Annotated in this window: 17 protein-coding genes; 7 read left to right on the top strand and 10 right to left on the bottom strand. The window is 60.1% G+C overall.

Annotation, left to right across the window (positions count from 1 at the left end; genetic code table 11):
- Window positions 1-548 precede the first annotated feature (548 nt).
- From G3574_RS26685 to G3574_RS26705, 5 genes are all read left to right on the top strand, one after another.
- Window positions 549-686 carry a recombinase family protein gene (locus G3574_RS26685; RefSeq protein ID WP_163968610.1) on the top strand — a complete coding sequence of 46 codons (138 nt, stop codon included), beginning with the start codon at window positions 549-551 and terminating at the stop codon, window positions 684-686.
- Window positions 687-753: 67 nt separating this feature from the next.
- Window positions 754-1,626, top strand: a complete 873-nt coding sequence (locus G3574_RS26690; RefSeq protein WP_163968611.1) for a LysR substrate-binding domain-containing protein — start codon at window positions 754-756, stop codon at window positions 1,624-1,626.
- A 1,213-nt stretch (window positions 1,627-2,839) separates the two neighbouring features.
- Window positions 2,840-3,811 (top strand): PxKF domain-containing protein, encoded by a 972-nt coding sequence (locus G3574_RS26695; RefSeq protein WP_163968612.1) that lies wholly within the window; start codon window positions 2,840-2,842, stop codon window positions 3,809-3,811.
- A 357-nt stretch (window positions 3,812-4,168) separates the two neighbouring features.
- A complete protein-coding gene (locus tag G3574_RS26700; protein ID WP_163968613.1) occupies window positions 4,169-5,587 on the top strand; it encodes a PxKF domain-containing protein in 1,419 nt (472 codons plus the stop codon).
- 126 nt (window positions 5,588-5,713) lie between these two features.
- Window positions 5,714-6,427 carry a LuxR C-terminal-related transcriptional regulator gene (locus G3574_RS26705; protein ID WP_163968614.1) on the top strand — a complete coding sequence of 238 codons (714 nt, stop codon included), beginning with the start codon at window positions 5,714-5,716 and terminating at the stop codon, window positions 6,425-6,427.
- Here the strand turns inward: G3574_RS26705 and G3574_RS26710 are convergent.
- The 7 genes from G3574_RS26710 to G3574_RS26740 all read right to left on the bottom strand — a co-directional run bounded on the left by G3574_RS26710 (window position 6,424) and on the right by G3574_RS26740 (window position 14,297).
- Window positions 6,424-7,116, bottom strand: a complete 693-nt coding sequence (locus G3574_RS26710) for a response regulator transcription factor (protein WP_163968615.1) — start codon at window positions 7,114-7,116, stop codon at window positions 6,424-6,426. The two genes, G3574_RS26705 and G3574_RS26710, sit on opposite strands and share 4 nt — an antisense overlap.
- Before the next feature lie 14 nt (window positions 7,117-7,130).
- Window positions 7,131-8,825 (bottom strand): sensor histidine kinase, encoded by a 1,695-nt coding sequence (locus G3574_RS26715; protein WP_163968616.1) that lies wholly within the window; start codon window positions 8,823-8,825, stop codon window positions 7,131-7,133.
- Between the two features lie 1,165 nt (window positions 8,826-9,990).
- Complete coding sequence (locus G3574_RS26720) at window positions 9,991-10,767, bottom strand: enoyl-CoA hydratase/isomerase family protein (RefSeq protein ID WP_163968617.1); 777 nt, start codon at window positions 10,765-10,767, stop codon at window positions 9,991-9,993.
- Between the two features lie 12 nt (window positions 10,768-10,779).
- Window positions 10,780-11,964, bottom strand: a complete 1,185-nt coding sequence (locus tag G3574_RS26725; RefSeq protein WP_163968618.1) for a CaiB/BaiF CoA transferase family protein — start codon at window positions 11,962-11,964, stop codon at window positions 10,780-10,782.
- Window positions 11,965-12,009: 45 nt separating this feature from the next.
- Window positions 12,010-12,789: an SDR family NAD(P)-dependent oxidoreductase gene (locus G3574_RS26730; protein ID WP_163968619.1), complete on the bottom strand. Its 780-nt coding sequence runs from the start codon at window positions 12,787-12,789 to the stop codon at window positions 12,010-12,012.
- A gap of 11 nt (window positions 12,790-12,800) precedes the next feature.
- Entirely contained in the window at window positions 12,801-13,937 is a 1,137-nt protein-coding gene (locus tag G3574_RS26735; RefSeq protein ID WP_163968620.1) for a thiolase family protein, read from the bottom strand.
- Between the two features lie 3 nt (window positions 13,938-13,940).
- Window positions 13,941-14,297 (bottom strand): Zn-ribbon domain-containing OB-fold protein, encoded by a 357-nt coding sequence (locus tag G3574_RS26740; protein ID WP_163968621.1) that lies wholly within the window; start codon window positions 14,295-14,297, stop codon window positions 13,941-13,943.
- 227 nt (window positions 14,298-14,524) lie between these two features.
- Here G3574_RS26740 and G3574_RS26745 point away from each other — a divergent pair, with 227 nt between their 5' ends.
- Both G3574_RS26745 and G3574_RS26750 read left to right on the top strand, forming a co-directional pair.
- The gene (locus G3574_RS26745; protein WP_163968622.1) at window positions 14,525-15,664 is read left to right on the top strand and encodes a 2-methylaconitate cis-trans isomerase PrpF family protein; all 1,140 of its coding nucleotides are present in this window, start codon (window positions 14,525-14,527) and stop codon (window positions 15,662-15,664) included.
- Between the two features lie 25 nt (window positions 15,665-15,689).
- Complete coding sequence (locus G3574_RS26750; protein WP_163968623.1) at window positions 15,690-16,469, top strand: SDR family oxidoreductase; 780 nt, start codon at window positions 15,690-15,692, stop codon at window positions 16,467-16,469.
- A 555-nt stretch (window positions 16,470-17,024) separates the two neighbouring features.
- On the opposite strand, the gene G3574_RS26755 is transcribed toward G3574_RS26750, so the two are convergent.
- The 3 genes from G3574_RS26755 to G3574_RS26765 form a co-directional block, all read right to left on the bottom strand.
- Entirely contained in the window at window positions 17,025-17,576 is a 552-nt protein-coding gene (locus G3574_RS26755) for a MarR family winged helix-turn-helix transcriptional regulator (RefSeq protein ID WP_205609947.1), read from the bottom strand.
- A gap of 85 nt (window positions 17,577-17,661) precedes the next feature.
- The gene (locus tag G3574_RS26760) at window positions 17,662-18,474 is read right to left on the bottom strand and encodes an alpha/beta fold hydrolase (protein ID WP_163968624.1); all 813 of its coding nucleotides are present in this window, start codon (window positions 18,472-18,474) and stop codon (window positions 17,662-17,664) included.
- 90 nt (window positions 18,475-18,564) lie between these two features.
- Complete coding sequence (locus G3574_RS26765) at window positions 18,565-19,821, bottom strand: xanthine dehydrogenase family Fe-S subunit (RefSeq protein WP_163968625.1); 1,257 nt, start codon at window positions 19,819-19,821, stop codon at window positions 18,565-18,567.
- Between the last annotated feature and the right edge of the window lie 4 nt (window positions 19,822-19,825).

Consider the following 19,825-nt stretch of genomic DNA (forward strand, 5'->3'; position numbering starts at 1 on the left):
CTCCTCCTGAATGGTTAGAAAATTGCTGGCGGCCCGGGCAAACTCGCTTGAGCCGTGTCTCCCAGGAATGAAAGTGTACTGACTAAAATTCAGGTGAGAAGAGTTTTTTGCGAAATCTAAAAAATTAGCTTGCAAGTAAGGATATTGCGGATAAAGGCCTTGACAGCGGCGACGCCTGATTTATACTCCACGTGTAAGTAGTCAGTGTACTTACATAAAACTTTGCCGGTGAATGGCATGGAGGAAGCGCGCCTTCCGGAGCCGGGCGGAGCGGCATACCCGAACCAGGCTGGCGAACGGCTTGGTCGATGAATGCGCTGCGCCCTTCTATGAAGTCGACTCGCCTGGAGGGCGGCGGGCCCGAGATGGATTTGAAACGTTGCGTTATGTTATTCATGTTGCAGCAACTTGAAGCACTCTCCCTGGCAATGCGGGAGCAGCACCGGGGTGAAAAACTGGCGAGGCGCAGCACGGTGGCAACGGCCGGTTCCAGGTCCCAGGCTTCAAGTTCGCAGAGAGTCCCAAGGCAGCCGGTGACGGAATTGGTCTTGTCCGACCTGAAGCGGCGCCGGGCGCTCGGCGAATCCTACAGCGCGCTGGCCGCTGACCTGAACCAGCGCGGATTGCGCGGTCCGAACGGCGCTCGATGGTACACCGCAAGCGTGCGCACCTTGCTGCAGTGTTGATTTTGGCTGGATGGCGGTGCCGGGTATTCAAGCTTGGTAACGAGCGGTTTTGACATAGTCCTATTTCATGCAAAGACTTCGTGCGCTTCTCGGCCCGCTACGGGTATTCGATGCGGTTTCCCGCGCCAAGGGCATTACCCGCGCCGCGGAGGTATTGCACGTAAGCCCGGGGGCGGTCAGCCAGCAGATCAAGCAGCTGGAAAGCGGACTGGGCGTGCAGCTGCTCCAGAAGTCCGGGCGCGAGATCGAACTGACCGCCGAGGGAGAGCGGCTTGCCCAGCGCATCTGCGACCCGTTCGATCGCCTGAACAATGCGCTGAATGATGCGGCCGATTCCCGGCTGGACCGGCGACTCCGGCTGAAGGTGATGCCTAGCCTTGCCATCCGCTGGCTGGTTCCCCGCCTGAGCAGCTTCTACGCCCAACATCCTGACATGGACCTCGAGATCGCCACGATCGCGCGCGCGGATGACCTGCGGCTCGAGGGGGCGGACTGCACCTTCCGTCATGGCATGGGCGAGTGGATGGATCTCGAGCTGGATCATCTGTTCGACGACGAATTCGTTCCCGTCTGCGCACCCGGCATGGCCAGTCATCTGCGGGCGCCGCGCGACCTGTTGCGGGCCAACCTGCTGCATTCCATGATGCGTCCGGAAGCATGGGACTTGTGGCTGAATTCCGTGGATCTCGGCGGCCTGCCCCGTTTCCGGGAGATGACGATGCCCAATGCCGCGCTGTGCTACCAGGCGGCGGCCGACGGCCTGGGCGTGGCGATTGCCCAGCGGGCCTACATTGAAGACGATCTTCGCAGCGGACGTCTCGTGATCGCCGTAGACCATGTCGCGCGCACGGAACTTGGCTACTACCTGGTCTGCGATCCGCTGAAGGCGAGTTCCGCTCCGGTGAAGCGGTTTCGTGAATGGATACGCACGGTGCGCTAAGCGGGTGCTTGAAGGTCCTTTGAATTAACTTAAACACCATTGATCGTGCTCTGTCATCCCCGCCTGCGCGGGGATGACAGAGGTGGTTTGGAAGCATCCGGTCATGTAACCGAAATTGGGGTTGAAACCGACGCGGCGGGACGGGGGCTGCCCGAACGACCTCTGCCGGTCGACTTCGCTCCAGGAACGTCGGCTTGGTGGCCCGAAGCTGCCTGGCAACGGGAAAAACGGTCCGGATGTCATAGCCGGCTTCAATCAGATGATGTGGGTCGACGCCACCTTGGTGAGCTTCGCCGCCAATACCGCTCGCTTCACCGTGCGTTGAATCTTCTGCCCGTATAGATTATGGCGGCGAACAACGCCGCTACGCGGGTCGTTCGACTCGTGATCTCACGAAAAGACCAATGTTAGGGAGCATCACGCCGTTGCGGCGGTACAGCCAGTCCTCGCTTCGCTTACCTTGCCGGATAGTGCAACCGTCTCGCCATCGCCTGGCTATACACCAAGTTTGCCAAGCCGGGTGCGCTCGCTGATTGATGAGCGGGAGGCATCCAACAACCTGGCAATCAGGTCCAATGCCAATTTGGGACAGTGGAGCCGCGCCATGGCTTCATTCAATACGCTGCCTGCATAGGTTGAATAAAACTACTGGCATGGCAGAACGGTATAAGAATCAAACATTGGGCAGGAGTTGGCCGCTGAGAAAGTAAAAATCATGGACCACAAGTTTGATGTGGTGGCCGAGGTCATGGCAAACGGTAAGTCGCAGTCCGAGGCGCTACGCTGCTCGCCAACTGGCTTACTGGATCCTCTAACTACACTGCGCGAATCTTCGACGAATGGTGTTACCGGCACATGCGGGATTCGTCAACTAAAAATCGCTAGCCATCACTAAGCTCGCGAAACAGCCAAGGGCAGCAGCACTGGTTATTTTGACAAGTACAAGTCTACTAGACGAGCTAGTCCGCATGTACCATGGGTTTTTCATTTTCACCGTCTAATCTGTCCCTAACATCTCACAGAAGGGAGCTAATGATGGCTCCATTTTCCAACCAGATTAGGAAGGAAGAACATCATGAGTATGTGCCTTGGACAATGGTACGCACGCAGAAATGCAGCGACGATACTTGCAATCGTAATTGCAGGGTGTGGGGGCGGTGACGGAGCCGATAGCAGCCTGCCATGGAACTCTTCTTCGCGATTGGCAGGCGTCATGGTTGCCTTGCCTCAAATTGATACGTTCGACGGGAACGTCATTGACAGCCAAAAATGGGAGATTAGTGGGCCGCTGGGGGCATCGACTGTCACGCAAAACAACGCGCTACTCTTGACAAGCGATGGGTCAGGAGCGGGGTTTTGCAATACTCCTGGAATTTTCGGTCCCGGAGCTGGAGTTGCCCTTAGACGGAAGATATCGGGCGACTTCGATCTACAGGTGGATTTCAGCAGTTTCGTGGGATCAAGTACTAACTTCACTCAAGCGTACTTAAACATCTACCAAGATCCAGACAATCAACTCCACATCAAGAGGATTCGCGGTCCTGGAGGCGTGGATGGCATCCAAACGGTCGCCAAGTTGGGCGGCGGAATCATCAATGGGTATGTGAGCTATAACCCAGCATCTTCCGGGACATTCCGCATCGTCCGTAGCGGCGGGTTGGTCACCACGTATTTCAACGGAGCAGCGAACTTCTCAATATCTGGCTTGGGCAGCGACATCATCGCATCGCTGGTCCTCCTTGGTCCACAAGGCGAGTCGAGCGTCGCTTACGACAATTTCCGGATCGACTCAGGGTCGCTCGTTGAGCCACCGTTGGCTTGTCCGGTTCCGCCCTATCCCTTCTCCGGATTCAAACAGCCTGTCGACAACCTGCCGACAGTGAACACGGTCAAGGGCGGGAGCGCTATTCCTGTGAAGTTTTCGCTTGGTGGAGACAAGGGGCTCGATATCTTCGCGTCAGGGTTCCCTACTTCCAGCACTGCTGCCTGTCCAAATGGCTCACCTACCGACACCATTGAGGAAGTGTCCGCAGCCAGCAACAGCGGGTTGACTTACGACGCAGCATCGGACCAGTACACGTTTGTCTGGAAAACCGAAAAAGCCTGGGTTAACACATGCCGTCAGCTCACGGTCAGACTGAACGACGGTACGGATCATACGGCGATGTTCCAGTTCACCAAATAGTCAGCAGTAACTGCTTGGTGCGTCCGAGCGAAGGCGCGATGCGATGCTTGACCAATGCGTCTTATGCTCGGACCCTAACTGGCCAATTGGCCCATTGAACGTGGCGGTTCATCTGACCGCGAGCTACTTTCTCGCACTGATTCACTTGGCGGTGAGCAGACCAGGGCGATTACTCGCATTCCGACCTCGGCAGAACGCATCAAATCAAGGTCAACGACATCCTGGACTTCACCCGAACGCCATGGGTGTGCCGCTGCCGCTGGCACCGTCCAGCACTGACCACAATGCATCTTTCCAGTTCGGCAGATAGTTTGCAATACCTAGTCTCAACTAAGCTCATGCGAAGCCTGACCTGTCGTGGCTGGCTTCCTGCACTGGTTCTCACCTTACGAGGCAAATAAAATGGTTAGGCGCTACTCAACAACGACATGCAGCATCCGGCACTGGCTGATTCACTTTTCACCGCAAGCCATTGCCGATACCTGGATCTGGTCGCTTCATTCTATTTTCGGGAAAGCGCATTTATTACTAGCCACAGTCGTATTGGCAGCGGTGGGAACATCGACTGCCCAGGCTCAAGCCTTGACCTCAAGCACGGTCGCGAGCTGGGGTGAAAATTGTTGTGGACAGACTAACGTCCCCGCCGGCCTGACTGGCGTGACTGCGATTTCCGCAGGTGGCTCCTTTAATCTCGCCGTCAAGACGGATGGGACGGTGGCGGGCTGGGGCTACAATGGCACGGGAGAGGTCGACATCCCCGCTGGCTTGAGTGGCGTGAAAGCGGTTGCAGGAGGGGGCAACCACAGCCTGGCACTCAAGAGCGATGGGACAGTAGTGGCCTGGGGATATAACGACTTTGGACAAGTCAGTGGTGCCGCCGGACTGACTGGTGTGACCGCGATTGCAGCAGGCCATTATCACAGCCTGGCCCTCAAGACCGATGGAACAGTGGTGGCTTGGGGCTATAACAACTTTGGACAAACTAATGTCCCCAATGGGTTAACTGGCGTGATCGCGATTTCTGCAGGTATCGACTACAGTTTGGCCCTCAAGAGCGATGGGACAGTGGTGGGCTGGGGCTACGATGGCAATGGAGAGGTCAGTGGCGCTACCGGCGTAACCGGCGTCACCGCGATCGCCGCAGGCGGCAGCCATAATCTGGCGCTCAAGAGCGATGGAACGGTGGTGGGCTGGGGCAGCAATGCCTATGGAAAGGTTAGTGGTACCGCTGGCTTGACTGGCGTAACCGCGATTGCAGCAGGTTACGACCACAGCCTGGCGCTCAAGAGCGATGGAACGGTGGTGGGCTGGGGCAGCAATGCCTACGGACAGGTTAGCGGTGCCGTTGGCTTGACTGGCGTAACCGCGATTGCATCAGGCGCTTACCATGGCCTTGCCATTCTTCCTCCCGCTGTCAAGCCTTATACCTTTATCGGTTTCCTAGCACCGGTTAATAATCCGGATACTGTCAATACCGGCAAGGCAGGCAGGACCTACCCGGTTAAGTGGCAACTGAAAGATGACAGTGGTGCATTTGTCACCAGCCTCAACGCCGTCAAGTCCGTTACCGCCAAGGTAACCCAGTGTGGCAATTTCTCAAACGATCCCACCGATGCGCTGGAAACCACTGCGACTGGCGGCACTGGCCTGAGATACGACGCGACCGCCAACCAGTACATCTACAACTGGAGCACGCCGCCGGCCGGCTGCTACACGATGTTCGTGACGCTCGATACCGGCCAGGTCTTTTCCGCCTACTTCAACCTCAGCAAATAAGGCCAACGGCGCTGCGTCAAGGTCTGTCCATGACTCGGCGCCATCGGTGCGCAAAGACTATTGCTATCGCTCAGAACTGTGGCAGCGCAATAACCAGCAGGCCAGCTCGCCTGCGCCGGGTGAACCATGATGGCATCGCTCTGCTCTCCAATCCGCATCATGCTAGTGGACCGCCACCCAACCATTTTGTGGGGATTGGAGCAGCTGATAATGAGCCAGTTCCCACGCATGGAAGTGGCAGGGAGCGCGGTATCTGCAGTCGACGCGGTGTACAAGGCCCGATCGCTGCAACCAGACCTTGTATTGCTTGACCTTGAACTCGGAGAAAGCAATGCATTGGAAATCATTCCACAACTGCTGAACGTCACAGGCGCCCGGCTTTTAATCGTTACACAGATACGCGACAGCATGATATTGGACGAAGCAATCTTGCAAGGAGCATGTGGCATCGTGTGCAAGGAGTCCTCGCTCGATGTCCTGGTGCAGGCCATTGACAAGGTCTGCGTGGGCCAAGTGTGGCTGAACCGTGCGGCAACCAGCCGAGTTCTGCAAAAGCTGCGGGAGCGGAACGGATTGGCAAATACGCTGGCCAAGTCCTTTGATTGCCTTACCCAAAAGGAATGGAAGGTACTGGAGGCGATCATGGGAAACTGCGGCGCGGCGAACAGGGCCCTGGCCAGCCGCCTTGGCATTAGCGAGTACACCTTGCGTGAGCATTTAACGTCGCTGTTTCGAAAGATGGGCGTTGAAAGCCGGGTCAAACTATATCTGTATGTACTCGAACATGGCCTCGGCAACCGCGCGGCGCTTTCCAGAGGCAGTGGCATTGGTCCACTTTAAGACGGCGGCATGGTTTCGTTACCTGGCAGTACGTGCTCCGTGGCGTATAGATAGAGTGCCACTCGGTTCTTAACCTCCAGCTTGTGATAGATTGCCGCCAGATGGTTGCGCAACGTATGTTCGCTCATGCCAAGGCGGCTGGCCAAGACCTTGTTGGGAATGCCCGCTTCTCGGGCGACCGCTTGCACCACCATTCGTTCCTTGCCGGTCAGCCGTGCCAGCTTCTGCTGCGCCGCCTCGTGTTCCCGGTCAATTGTGCGCTGTTTGAGGACGACTCGCCCGGCTGCATCCCGATCAAGCCAAAGTTGTCCCGCATGCACAGCTTCAATTGCGCGCAACAAGAGAGCAGGCTCTGCCTGCTTGTGCACGAAGCCACGTGCGCCAAGCAGGATGCTCCGGTCCAGAATGGACTCGTCCCGAATTCCAGTCAGCAAGAGAATGGAACCGCACGGGGAAGAAACCAGTTCGGGCAAGATATCTAACGCGCTGCAGCCGCCAAGATCCAAGTCGAGCAAGATGACATCCGGCCGCAATTGTCGGGCGCAGTCCACTGCAACTTGCGCGTCAGTAGCCGTTCCCACCACCTCCATTTTCGGCTTTTGGGCATTGATCAATTGCCGCAAGCCCCACAGCACCGTGCGGTGATCGTCCACCAGCAGAATGCGAATAGATGAGGGAAGCGGTTTCATGGCTGCCGCCGGGATCAAATAGGAAGGCTGATCGAGACGACGGTTAGGCATCCTGCGTCATGCGCAATCCGCACGCGCCCACCGAGCGACTCCACCCGTGTGACAATGGAGCGCGGCATAAAAGGTCGAGTGCACGAGCCGTCATTGGCATTGCAGATTTCCAGCTGCAGCACGCCAGAAGCGCACGCGACTGCAATGCGCCCCTGCTGCGCAGTAGTATGCTTTCGAATATTGCTCAAGCCTTCATGGACAATTTGCCGCACTTCAGCGGCCAGACGGTCATTGAGGTGAAGCTCGCCATCGATATGCACCTCGATACAAATTCCATAAAATTCGTTGAACCGGATCGCCAACTGGCGAATATCGGCGGCCAGCACGCTGCCCGATAGGGCATGCTGATCCTTGAGGCGGGTGACGTACTGCCGCATCTCATTTAGAGTATGCGTGGCCATACCGATCAGTTTGCCAATCTGCGGCGCCAAAGGATTGTCTGGTCGTGCCTGCTCGCGCAACGCTTCGAGCCCCATCTTCAAGCCGATATAGGGCTGGATGGCCGAGTCATGCAAATCCCCGACGATGCGCTGTCGCTCCTGTTGCGCTGCTCCGGACGCGAGCCGGTCCAGGACATCAATGTGCTCGATCAGGCGAAATGCCTGTTCAACCGTGTGCATCAAAAACAATGCGTCCTCCGGACCATAGGCATCCCGGCTTGATGTGAGATATACGCGTCCGTCGTATCTGCGCCAGTTCACGGGCGCGCCGATGTACGCTTCCGTATTCAACAGGTCGGCCACCCGCTCGCCATGGCCGTTTGCATCCGTCATCCACTGCTGGGTTCGCTCGTTATAGAGCCGGCATCGAGTTCGACCGAATATGGTCAACCCTGATGTGCGGCCAAACAGCACGAGGTGGTCAGCCGGGAATGGCAGCAGCGGCTGAGCCATGTCGGCAGGCAATGGCTGCGCATGCAAGGCGCGGGACATATCGGTTGCATCCGTTTGCCGCATGCAATAGATGTCGGAATCGGTGTCGTGGATGAGAAGCACGCAGGCATTCGCCTTGAAGAATCCCCGACACTTCTCCATGATCGATGCAATGCTTTGGTCGACCCCAAAGCGGGGGTTCGAGATGAAATTCATCTCGCGCAAAAGGGCCAGCCGCTGCTTGTAGACGACTTCCGCGCCGCCCCAATACGCCATCATGAGACCCAGGCTCAGCAGGAAGACAACGCGCAGAAAAAGCCAGGTCCATTCGAAGTCCGGCGTTGTGGTTCCGGCCAGCATCCCTGTTGCGAGATACAGCCCCACCGAGCCGATCGTGATGCGTCGTCCCTCCTTGCAACCGTGTTCAAAGGAGGCGACGAGAATGGCAAAGGGAAAAAACAAAAACAGAACGGTCGTGAGCGGGTCAGTCACCGCGATGAGCATCGCGTACCATGTCACGTCGCACCAAAGGGCAATTTTGCGCCGAAAAAATTTTCGGCCTTGAGTACGGACAGCAAAAGGAAGGGCTGCATATACAAAGTAGCCAGCCAGCAGGAACCACATAGCGTCCGAGGAGCGTACCGTGCCTGGAATATCAATGAGATGAGCCAGTAGTGCGATCGCGGCAAGCATCAAGCGAATGCCATCGACCATAGGAACAGCGTGGCTCACTTTCGATGCAGCTTCTTCAATCGACAAGTCACTAAATTTTTGACTTGAGGCCATGTTCTTGTTTATAGGAGGCAATTCGCAGCACGTACCTCGGACTAAAAATCTTAATGCCATGGTTCGCCGCACGTACCTTGTTGTATTGACCGCTTTCCGTCATTGATTCATGAGCTTTCAATACCGCTTCTTCCATGATTTACGGAATGTGTTCTCACAGTCTGTCTATCGTTTAAAGCTAAGGATCCTTAAGCGGTCGAAACATTAAGCATGGACTGGGCACTACGCCGGTTGACTTCGGCGAGTTGCCGTTGAAGGGAATCGAGATGAGCCAGAGGCGGCCATGCTGCCGGAACAGTGGGTAGCAGACACAGCAGCCGATGGCCACGACCGCCCAGAATAGGGTGAGCAGGACCATGATGTCTCCTTCGTACGCCTCTGTTTTAGGCAGTCTGCTGATATAGCGCCACTTTCGGTCGTAGCCAGTAAACCGCCGGTCGTTGAAGTCTAGGGCGCGCAAGGCGCAATTCAAGCGCGTGAAGGGTACAGCCGAGTGACATGCAACGAGGTTTGATATGAATCAGAAGTGAAAGCTATGCAAACTATCTTTTTCCTGCGCGAGCTACATTCTGCCCACAGATCGCCATGGCCTTCAGCGATTGGGCATCGCATCGGCGCTACGTAGCTAAGCAGCCAATTCCTTCCAGCGCACAAACAGGGCTAGGCTGCGCCCAAGCCATGCTGGATTGCAATCTTGAGACTGGCAATGTTTAAGCGAAGGTACAAAGCACTGGCCTTCAGTTTGAATATGGCGCATCGAGGCTAGCCAACTGTTGCGTGTGTCGTCAGTAACTAACCACCCCCTTGGCGCTTAGAATGCCTGGTCCTGCCATGCCTTGGGCTGGCCTATCCCGACATTGCGCGTTTGTGGAGAGGGTTTCCTGGACATTAAGCAGCATTTCCAGATCGTAGGGCTTTGGTGCGCTTGCGGAAGGAGGGAGTGTTGCCATTTGTGGCTTGCGCAATGCCACTGCGAAGGGCAGGTCTGCAGCGATAAGCGGAAGTTAAAAATCCTCCATGCAAAACTATGCATGGAGGACTGCAAAACAACCGAAACGCCAGTTGCAATTACTGCGGCGCCCGAAGGCAAACAACAACCCCGCATCGGCCGGGCTGGCATCTTTCGCAAGGCGGATACGCCAGGCCCGTCACGCCGCAGGGAGGATCAGCGGCCCCGGAAGACCGGGCTGCGGTTTTCCGAGAATGCGCGGCGTCCTTCCAGCCGGTCTTCCGAGTCCCGCAACAGACCGAAAGCCTGCCGTTCCAGCTCCAGCCCGCTCGCGAGGGGAAGTTCGCGCCCGGTCAATGCCAGGCGCTTGACGGCCGTGACTGCCAGCGGCGCATTGGCCGCCATCGCCCTTGCCAGGCCGAGCGCCGTGTCTTCCAGGGCGGCCCGGGGCACCACCTTGCTGACCAGGCCAATCCGGAGCGCCTCGTCGGCGCCGATACGTTCGCCGGTCAGCAGCATCAGCATCGCGTCCGACTGGCCAACCGCGCGGATGAGTCGCTGTGTGCCGCCAGCGCCCGGAATGCTGCCCACGCGCACTTCCGGCAAGCCGAACTGCGCGTTTTCGGAGCAGATGCGGATATCGGCCAGCAGCGCCAGTTCCAGTCCGCCTCCAAGCGCATAGCCATTGATGGCTGCGATGACCGGCTTATCGATCTGGAGCGAGCCGAAGTTCAGCGGTTTGTTACCGCCGCCATACATCTGGCTGGCCGCGCTGATGGCGGGCGGCATGGTTTTCTTGAGGTCCGCCCCGGTGCAGAAGGCGCGATCTCCCGCTCCCGTCAGGACGAGGACGCGCACTTCCGGATCGCGCGCCAGTTCATCCCAGGTCTGCAGCAAGCGCTCGTTCAGCTCGGGGTCGATGGAATTCATGGCTTGCGGCCGGTTCAGGGTAACCAGCGCAATGCCGTCTTGGATCTTGGTAAGGATAGTCATGGATGCCTCGATTCAGGTGGTTGCGGGGGCGAACATGGCCTCGATGGCCTCGCTCGACATGCCAAGGTCGGCGAGGACCTCTTTGGTGTGTTGCCCGATGGTGGGAGCGGCCCGGCGGGTACGAGGCCGTTCTCCGACGGCGTTGATCATGCTGCGCGGCATCGTCAATGTGCCGGCAACCGGATGCGTGACGGCCTCGGCCAGCGCCGCTTCGACGAAAGGCGCCGACTTCGCCGCTTCGGCGTAGTCGTTGATGGGGCCGCAGATGATGTCCACGGCTGCGAATCGCTCGAGCCAGAACGCCCGCGGTTGTGCGAGCATCTGCCTTTCGAGCTCCTGCAGAAGGGCGCCGCGATGCTTCAGCCGGCTCAGGTTGTCGGCGAAGCGCGGGTCGGTGGCGAGCGCGGGCGCGCCGATGACCTCGCACAATGCCACCCATCTTTCCGGATGATAGGCGGCGACCATGATCCAGCCATCCGCACATCGCAGCGCTTCGTTCGGCGTCGAATAAGGCGCTGCATTCCCCTGCGGTCCCGGCACCTGGCCGTCCGCGAAGTAAGTGGCGAAATTGGTGTGTTGCAGGGCAATGGCGCTGGCGAACATGCTGGCCTCGACGTGCTGACCCAGGCCGGTTCGCTGCCTGTCCGCCAGAGCGGCCAGGACCGAGATCGTGGCAAGGTGACCCGTGATGAGGTCGATCACGGGGACGGGGACCTTGCACGGTTCGCCCCCCGGCGCGCCGGTGACGCTCATGAGGCCGCTCACCGCCTGCAGCACCCCGTCGACACCCGGCAAATCCTTGGCGGCCCCATGCTGGCCGTATGCCGATACCGAGCAGTAGACGACCCGCGGATTGGACGCGGATACCGTGGCGTAGTCAAGCCCGAACCGCGCCATGACGCCCGGTCGGAAGCTTTCCACCACGACGTCGGCGCCGGCGGCCAGCTGCTGGGCGACCTGCCTGTGCTCCGGCCGCTTCAGGTCCAGCGCGATGCTTCGCTTGTTCCGGTTCAGCGCCAGGAAGGGAACGCCCTCGCCATTCACCCAGGGCGAGAGCGCCCGGCAGAGGTCGCCCGTCGGCGCCTCCACCTTCACGACGTCGGCGCCGAGGTCGGCCAGGCAAAGCGTGCAGGTGGGGCCGGCCATCACTTGCGTGAAGTCCACCACCTTCAATCCGTTCAATGCGTTTGCAAGCATGTGATTTTTGAAGCTGTTTGGTTGAACATGAACTTGCGACCTGTCCTAGACCGACGGGCTGCTGAGGCTGCGTCCGCCGCAGACATAGAGCAGCTGGCCGGTCACGTAGCTGGAAGTCGGCTCGGCGAAGAAGCGGACCGCGCGCGCAATGTCTTCGGGCTGGCCGATGCGCTGCATCGGCACCGTCTTGTGCAGCCCTTGCCTTACTTCGTCGGTCAGCGTTGCGAACAGCGGCGTCTCGACGATGCCGGGAGCGATCGCGTTCACGGTAATGCCCTTGCGCGCGTATTCCAGCGCGAGGGAACGCGTCAGGCTGACGACGGCGCCTTTGGATGCGGAATAGGCCGCCTGGCCACGGTTGCCCAGCCACGCGCGCGAGCTGATGTTGATGATGCGTCCGAACCCGGCTTCCGCCATGTGCGCGAGAACGGCCTTCGAGCAGATGAACTGGGAATCCAGGTTGACTTCGATGACGCGTTTCCAGAAGCCCAGGTCCATCTTGGAAACAAGCTTGTCGCCGCCGATGCCTGCATTGTTGACGAGGATGTCGATGCGGCCATGGGAGCCCACGATGCGGGCGACCGTCGCTTCAACCTGTTCCACGGAGCTGACATCCACGAAATGGGTCTCGACGGCGGCGCCCTCGCCAGAAAGCGCGTCCTTTGCCTCGCGCAGTGCGGCTTCGTCGAAGTCCCACAGCGCAATCCGGGAGCCCGCCCGGGCGAGTTCGCGTGCGATGCCGAGGCCGATGCCTTTCGCGCCGCCCGTGACGACGGCGACGAGGCCATCCAGGCTTGCAGGGGAGGAGAGGGTGGTTTGGTTCATGTCGATTCCGATCAAAGTGAAAGAATGTGGATGGAGCAGGCCGCGTGGTCCACGCCCCAGATGCCGCCGCCGGTTACCTGGGTAAGGCCGATCCGTGCGCCATTCACCTGCCGTGCGCCGGCGCGTCCCTGGAGCTGTTCGCATACTTCTACGATCTGGGCCACGCCGGTCGCCCCGGGTGGGTGTCCCTTGGCCAGCAGTCCGCCGCTGGGGTTGACGGGGACCCGTCCGCCCAGCGCGGTGGCGCCGCTCTCCAGCAGGCGGGCCGCGTCGCCACGCGCGCACAATCCAAGTGCTTCGTAGTAGAGGAGTTCGGAGATGGTGAAGGCATCATGGACCTCGAGCAGACTCAGGTCGCCCGGACCAACGCCCGCCTGCTCGTATGCCAGGCGTGCGGCGCGGGCCGTGATCTCGGCTTCCGTCATGTCCACCGGCGCCGTTTCAAAGATACCGGATTGCACCACCGAGGCCAGGACACGCACCGGCTTTGCCGTGCCCCGGGAGGGCCTGGTGCTCAGGACGAGAGCGGCCGCTCCGTCCACGACGGCCGGGCAGCACTGGAGCAGTGTCAGTGGCTCGGCCACCGGGCGCGAGGCAAGGATTTCCTCCCGAGTGGCAAGCTTCGCAAACTTGGCGATCGGATTCAGCAAGCCATGCTTGCGGTTCTTGACGGAGATGTCGGCCAGCGTCTCCGGCCTGACGTCATGATCTTGCATGTAGCGCCTCGCGCGCATGGCGTACAAGGCGGGCATGATCATGCCGCGCTTGTTGTTCCAGTCCCGCTGGCCCAGGGGAAGCGGACCGCCTCCGAGACTGCTCAGGTGATCCATGCCGAAAACGAGCACCGTGTCGTACTGCCCGGCCTTGAGCGCCTGCAGCGCCAGGTTCAATGCGGTCGCGCCGCCGGAACAGGCATTGTCCACGTTGTACACCGCGCCACCGGCCGCGTGCAATTCGCGCAATACCCGCTGTCCGGGCAGCATCGCGCCAAACACGTTGCCGCAGTAAAACGCCTGGATGTCGGAGATCGCGAGGCCCGCATCGCTCAGGGCGTCGAGGATGGCGGATTGGGCCATCGATTCTTCGGTCAGTTCGGGAAAGCGGCCGAAATCGGTGATGCCGACGCCGGTAATCATGGGTTGCTTCATGCGTTACTCCTGAAAGGCATAATCGGGTGTGCCGTCCTGCAGCGCAAAAGGGACGACCCTGACGCGGCTGCCGAGCGCCGGCGGCTGTCCATCGAAGAGCAAGCGTCCGAACGCGCGCACGCCAGGCTCGAAATCGACCATGGCCAGGCCATAGGGCGGTTTGTCCTTGCTCGCATGTACGACGGTATAGCTGTACAGGTGCCCGGACGGGCCGAGTTCGACCTCCGCGGGGCGCTGGTCGCCGTGCAGGAATTCGACGGGAGGAAACTGCGCGGGCGCGCCCGCAAGTTGCGTGGCAACGAGCACCATGCCGCGGGGAGTTTCGCGGAAATGCGGCCCCATCCATTTACTGATCTTCATCGTGTTCTCCAATTCAAGCCATGCCGGCCATGACGGCTAGTTTCCCGTTCCGTCACCCTCATGTCATTGGAGTTCTGCTCATGATTGTTTAGGGATACTTAAGTGTGCCGGGACCGTTTAGCTTTGCTAAAGCAAGCGCAGCCGAATTGAAGAGACGGGTAAGCGGTCCGCGCGCATACTCCAGTGACGTCGCACCCATTCCCTTCCTGAAAGGACATTCCGACGCCATGAAAGAACAAATACGCGTACCAGTCGTCCTCATGCGTGGCGGCACGAGCAAGGCCGTCTTTCTTGCGCAAAAAGACGTGCCCGCGGACCTGCAAGTCCGGCACCGCTTTCTGCTCGCCCTCTTCGGCAGTCCCGACATTCGCCAGATCGACGGGCTGGGAGGCGCGGACATCCTGACCAGCAAGTGCGCGATCATCGGGCCGCCGACGCATCCCGACGCGGACATCGACTACACCTTCACGCAGATCGGCATCGATCAACCGACCGTGAGCTATGAAATCGTCTGTGGGAATATCTCGTCGGCGACTGCTGTCTACGCGCTGCAGGAAAAGCTCGTGCCGGTGCAGGAACCGATCACCACCGTTCGCGTGCACAATACGAACACGGGAAAGATCCTGCGCATGAAGGTGCAATGCGCCGATGGCGAGCCGCTGGTGGAAGGCGACTGCGAGGTGGACGGCGTGCCCGGCACGGGTGCCGAGGTTGCCCTCGATTATTCAGGGACGAGCGGCGGCGCCACGGGCAGGCTGCTGCCAACCGGGCAGGCCCAGGACAAGGTCCATGTGCCTCGGCTTGGCAGGGAGGTTTCCGTCTCCATCGTGGACGTGGGCACGGTATGCGTGTTCATCCGCGCCGCCGACCTGGGCGTGACGGGCACCGAACTTCCCGGGCGGCTGGATCCGGACATCCACGACATTGCGGAGGAGATCCGTCGCTGGGCGGCCGAGCGATGCAAGCTGGATGCCGCGCTCACCCCTTTCCAGATCCTCATCGGCCCGCCGCAGGATTATCAAAACAATGCCGGCGATCGCGTTGTCAAGGCATCGGAGGTCGATCTCGTCGCCCGCATGGTGATCAAGGACGGCGTGATGCACAAAGCATTTCCGGGCGGTGGATCGGTCTGCCTGTCGGTTGCCGCGCAGATCCCGGGCACCATCCCGGCCGAGGCGCGCGGAAGGCACGCCAGCCCGGCGCGGATCCGCATCGGTCACCCCAGCGGCGTGCTTGGCATCTATGCGCACGTCGAGCAGGCGGCGGAAGGCGAATGGACCGTACGCGAGGTTCACTTCACGCGCACCGCCAGGCGGCTCTTCGATGGAACCGCCTACATCCGGCGTCGGCTCCTTGAAGAGAACTGATTTCATTCTTGAAGAGAAATTCGACATGAACACGCAACATCTGTTTTCCTTGCAGGGCCGCACCGCGCTCATCACCGGTGGGTCGCGCGGCATCGGCCGCATGATTGCCGAAGGCTTTCTCGCCCAGGGTGCGCGCGTCTACATCAGCGCGCGCAAAGCCGCGGCTTGCGACCAGACGGCGGAGGAATTGAAACGGCATGGGCACTGCGTCTCCCTGCCTTGCGACGTATCCACGCCGGATGGCTGCCAGGAGCTGGCTTCGGCCTACGGCAGGAACGAAACGAGCCTGGACATCCTGGTCAACAATGCCGGTGCCGCCTGGGGCGAAGACTTCGACCAGTTTCCCGAGAGCGGGTGGGACAAGGTACTGGACCTGAACCTGAAAACGCCTTTCTTCCTGACGAAGTCTCTCTCCGTGCCATTGCGGGCAGCCGCCAGAAACCATGTCGGCAAGATCATCAATATTGCATCGATCGATGGCATCGGGCTCAACCCCCAGGAGAATTATTCCTATGTTGCCAGCAAGGCGGGTCTGATCCACCTGACGCGCCGCATGGCATTGCGATTCGCCAGGGACAACATCGCAGTCACCGCCATCGCGCCTGGCGCCTTCGCTTCGGAGATGAACCGCAATGCGCGCGACAACGCCGACGAGTTGTCCAGGCATATTCCTGCGGGACGTATCGGCACGGCGGAAGACATGGCCGGCGCAGCGATCTTCCTGGCTTCGCGCGCCGGGGATTACGTGACGGGATCGACGCTGGTCGTCGACGGTGGCGTCACACACGCCCGGTCCTACAGGTGAACACGAACGGACATCGGTCCCGATGCCGAATTTGAACCAATGAAAACGACTTTACCAATCCGGCATGCCGGCAGGGAAGGGCAAGGCCCCATTGCGAAGGAAGCCATCCGCAACTGGTTGTTTGTTCGAAGCAAGATCCGGATGCCGCTGCCTGACCTCGAGCGACTCAGGGCCGATATTGAAACCTGTGCGCAACTGGCGTCAATCGGGGATGGTCGATTGTGCGCCATGGACTCGGGTATGGAATAAAACGCTTGGAAGACAAGCCCGCGTGCACGCGATGTAAGACAGCATCTCTCCTCCTCGTCCGCAATCGGCGAGACTTCGGCTCGTTTCGCGACGAGCCATTTTTTTCTTTTCTAAGCAGATCTACAGAAGTTTTTTGACATGACCGCATGCTTTCAAACCACCTCTGTCATCCCGCCTGCGCGGGGATGACAGAGCACGATCAATGGTGTTTAAGCTAATTCAAAGGACTTTCAAGCACCCGCTTGGAAAACGTTTTCGAATTCGGGACGCCGCCGGTGAAAGCGGCAGTGGCGCATCCGGAAACGATCATTCCCGGGTATTCATTTTTTCATGCGCATCGACCAGCTGGGTCAACAGTTTCATGAAGACAGCGCGCTCTTCCGGGGTCAATGGCTCAAGCAGAAGCTCCTGCGAACGGGCGATGCTTTCCTGCAAATCGTTGATTAGCCTGAGCCCCTGCTTCGTGATGACCGATAGCCTGGAGCGACGGTCATCCGGATTCACCCGCGTTTCAACCAGGCCCTTGTCGCCCAGCCGTTTAAGTACTTCGGCCGTCGTGGTGCGGTCCAGCGCGAGCTCCCGGCCGATTGCTTTCTGATCGAGCCAGGGATTCATCGACAGGGCAGTGAGCATGCCGACCTGAAGCGGGGTAATGCTCTCCGACTTGCACAGGTCAAAGAAGATTGCCTGGCCGATCTGTGTCAGCCGGCGGATGAGGAAGCCGGGGCGGCCCCACATCACTTGGCGCAGGGGGTTAAATGGAGGCGAAGCCGAAGGGGTGGGAGTTGGGGCTGGGGAAGGGGTGGCCGGCGCGCTTGATACGCTTTTTTTTTGAACGGGTTCGCGCTTTTTTGCCATCTCGGATCGCCGATTTTGTCGTATGTTCACTGATTGTACCAGCTTGTTCCAGCCACTGGCGCGGTATAAAAGACCGACCGGATCGTCAGCGATCGAGCAGGTCGACCCTCAGGAAGTCACCGAGAAGGCGGAAGAATTCCTTCTCGTCATCCCAGGGAATCATGTGCCCCGTGCCGGCAGCGACGCACTGTGCGAGGCCGGGGGCAAGCGTCCTGAATTCCGCCAGGTCTTCCGGCCGCATGACGTCGCCGCGCCCGGCTGCCATCAAGAGTCCCGGCGTGCGCAGCCTGGGCAGATCCGAATGGATGTCGTCGTCATGGAATCCGAGATGTGCTTGCGTGATGGCGTCTTCATTGCAGGTGTGCAGCCATTCGGCGCGCAGGCGCAATTGTTCCTCGGTCCAGGTAGGCGCGAACGGACGGAGCGCTTCCGCGGTCGTGCCCTGGATCGCGAGCCGGATCGAGTCGATATACCAGGAAAGCGGATAAGGATAGGGCCGGCGGCCCGGGCCCGAAACCGGAGGATCGATCAGCAGCAATTCTCCGATGCGTTCCGCATCGCGTGCCGCCGCCCGGATGGCGACGCGGGCGCCCATGGAGTGGCCTAGCAGCGTTACGGACGACCACTCCTGCGCCTCCAGCAAACCGAGCACATCCGCTGCCATTGCGTCCAGCGTTGCCACCATGCCGGGTTCGCTGTAGGAGAGCCCCCGGCCGCGGAAGTCGAGGATATGGACGTCGAAGTGGCGCGCCAACCGGGCACCGACGAAACCCCAGGTAATGGCCGGGCTGGTGATGCCCGGCAGCAGAAGCAGGCGCGGTCCGTTCCCCGCATAGTGCATCAGGTGCAGGCGCACCCCGTTGGCGCGCACGTGGTAGCCGTAAGGCAGTGAATTCATGGTGGATCTCCGAAAAATAGGAACAGGCGGACGAGACGATGGCATTCCAGGCGCCCCGGCATGGCTGCTCTCATGCCGGGGTGAGCCGTGTCATGGCTTCGGCGATCTCCCGAACCAGCCGCGCACGCGATTCCAGAGGACGCTCCACATCATCCCGGCAAGCGATATCGACGGCTCAGACTCGGTGGCTGATGGCGCCTGTCCGTCGAGGCGCCGCGTCACCTGCTTGCCGAAATCCGCGACCATCCGGCTCACGAAATCCTTGACGAGGCCGGAACGGGAGAACTGGGCGAGGGGACCCTGGAGTGCGTAGACCATGTTCACGTTCACGCGCGTGTTCTCCGCCGAGATCGCTTGCAGTTCATAGGTAATGTCCCCCTGGGCGCGCGACTTGCTGAGGCTGTCCTGCCCGGCGCCGCGCAGCACCGCGCGCTTGACGGCATCATCCCGTTCCAGGCGCGCCGCCCCGGCAAATGCGGCCGACATCGGACCGAACTTGATGGCGATGCTTCCCTTGACCTTCTCGCCTTCCTGGGATTCGATGGTTGCGCCCGGCAGGCAGGACGCGATTGCCGGCAGGTCGCCCATGAACTGCCACACCCGTTCCAGCGGAAACGGAACGTCAAAGAAGGCATCGATCGTATTGCCCTTGCCCTTGGCTTTCGTGGCGGTGCCTTGCTGGCTGTCGGCAGGTGACGCACTTTCCGCCGTTCCGCCGCTTGATCGATTCGCAGGAGCGGGAGATGACGGCCGCTCCTGCGTTTTCCCTTGCGGCGTCGGGAGACGCACCACCGATGGCTGCGCCGTGGCGGCTGCCGTTGCTGCCGGGGTCGGCCGCGAGCGCGGCATCTGCCGGAGTTCCTCGATCCGAGGATCGGGATTGTCGCGTTGCTGTTGAAGGACATCCTGGATCGCGTTCACGATGCCCTGGTAGCCGGTGCATCGGCACAGGTTGCCGGAGAGCTCGAGACGGATGCGTGCCTCGTCCGCGTCCGGAATGCGCAGGACGATGTCGCGTGCCGTCGTCAGCATGCCGGGCGTGCAGTATCCGCATTGCAAGGCATGGTGGCGCGTGAAAGCCGGGCGCAGCAGTTGCATGACAGGGTCGCCGTCGTAGCCCTCGATGGTGGTGACCTCCTGGCCGGCACAAGCCACGGCGAAGGTGATGCAGGAGCGCACGGGCTGGCCGTCGAGGAGCACGGTGCATGCGCCGCAAACCCCGTGCTCGCAACCGAGATGCGTACCGGTCAGGTGCAGCTCGTCACGCAGGAAGTCTCCGAGGTGAGTCCTTGGTTCGGCATCCCTGCATACGCTGCGGCCGTTGACTTGAATGGAAATCGACTCCACTTCC

This window comes from Noviherbaspirillum galbum (assembly GCF_010974945.1).
Classification (GTDB): Bacteria; Pseudomonadota; Gammaproteobacteria; order Burkholderiales; family Burkholderiaceae_D; genus Noviherbaspirillum; species Noviherbaspirillum galbum.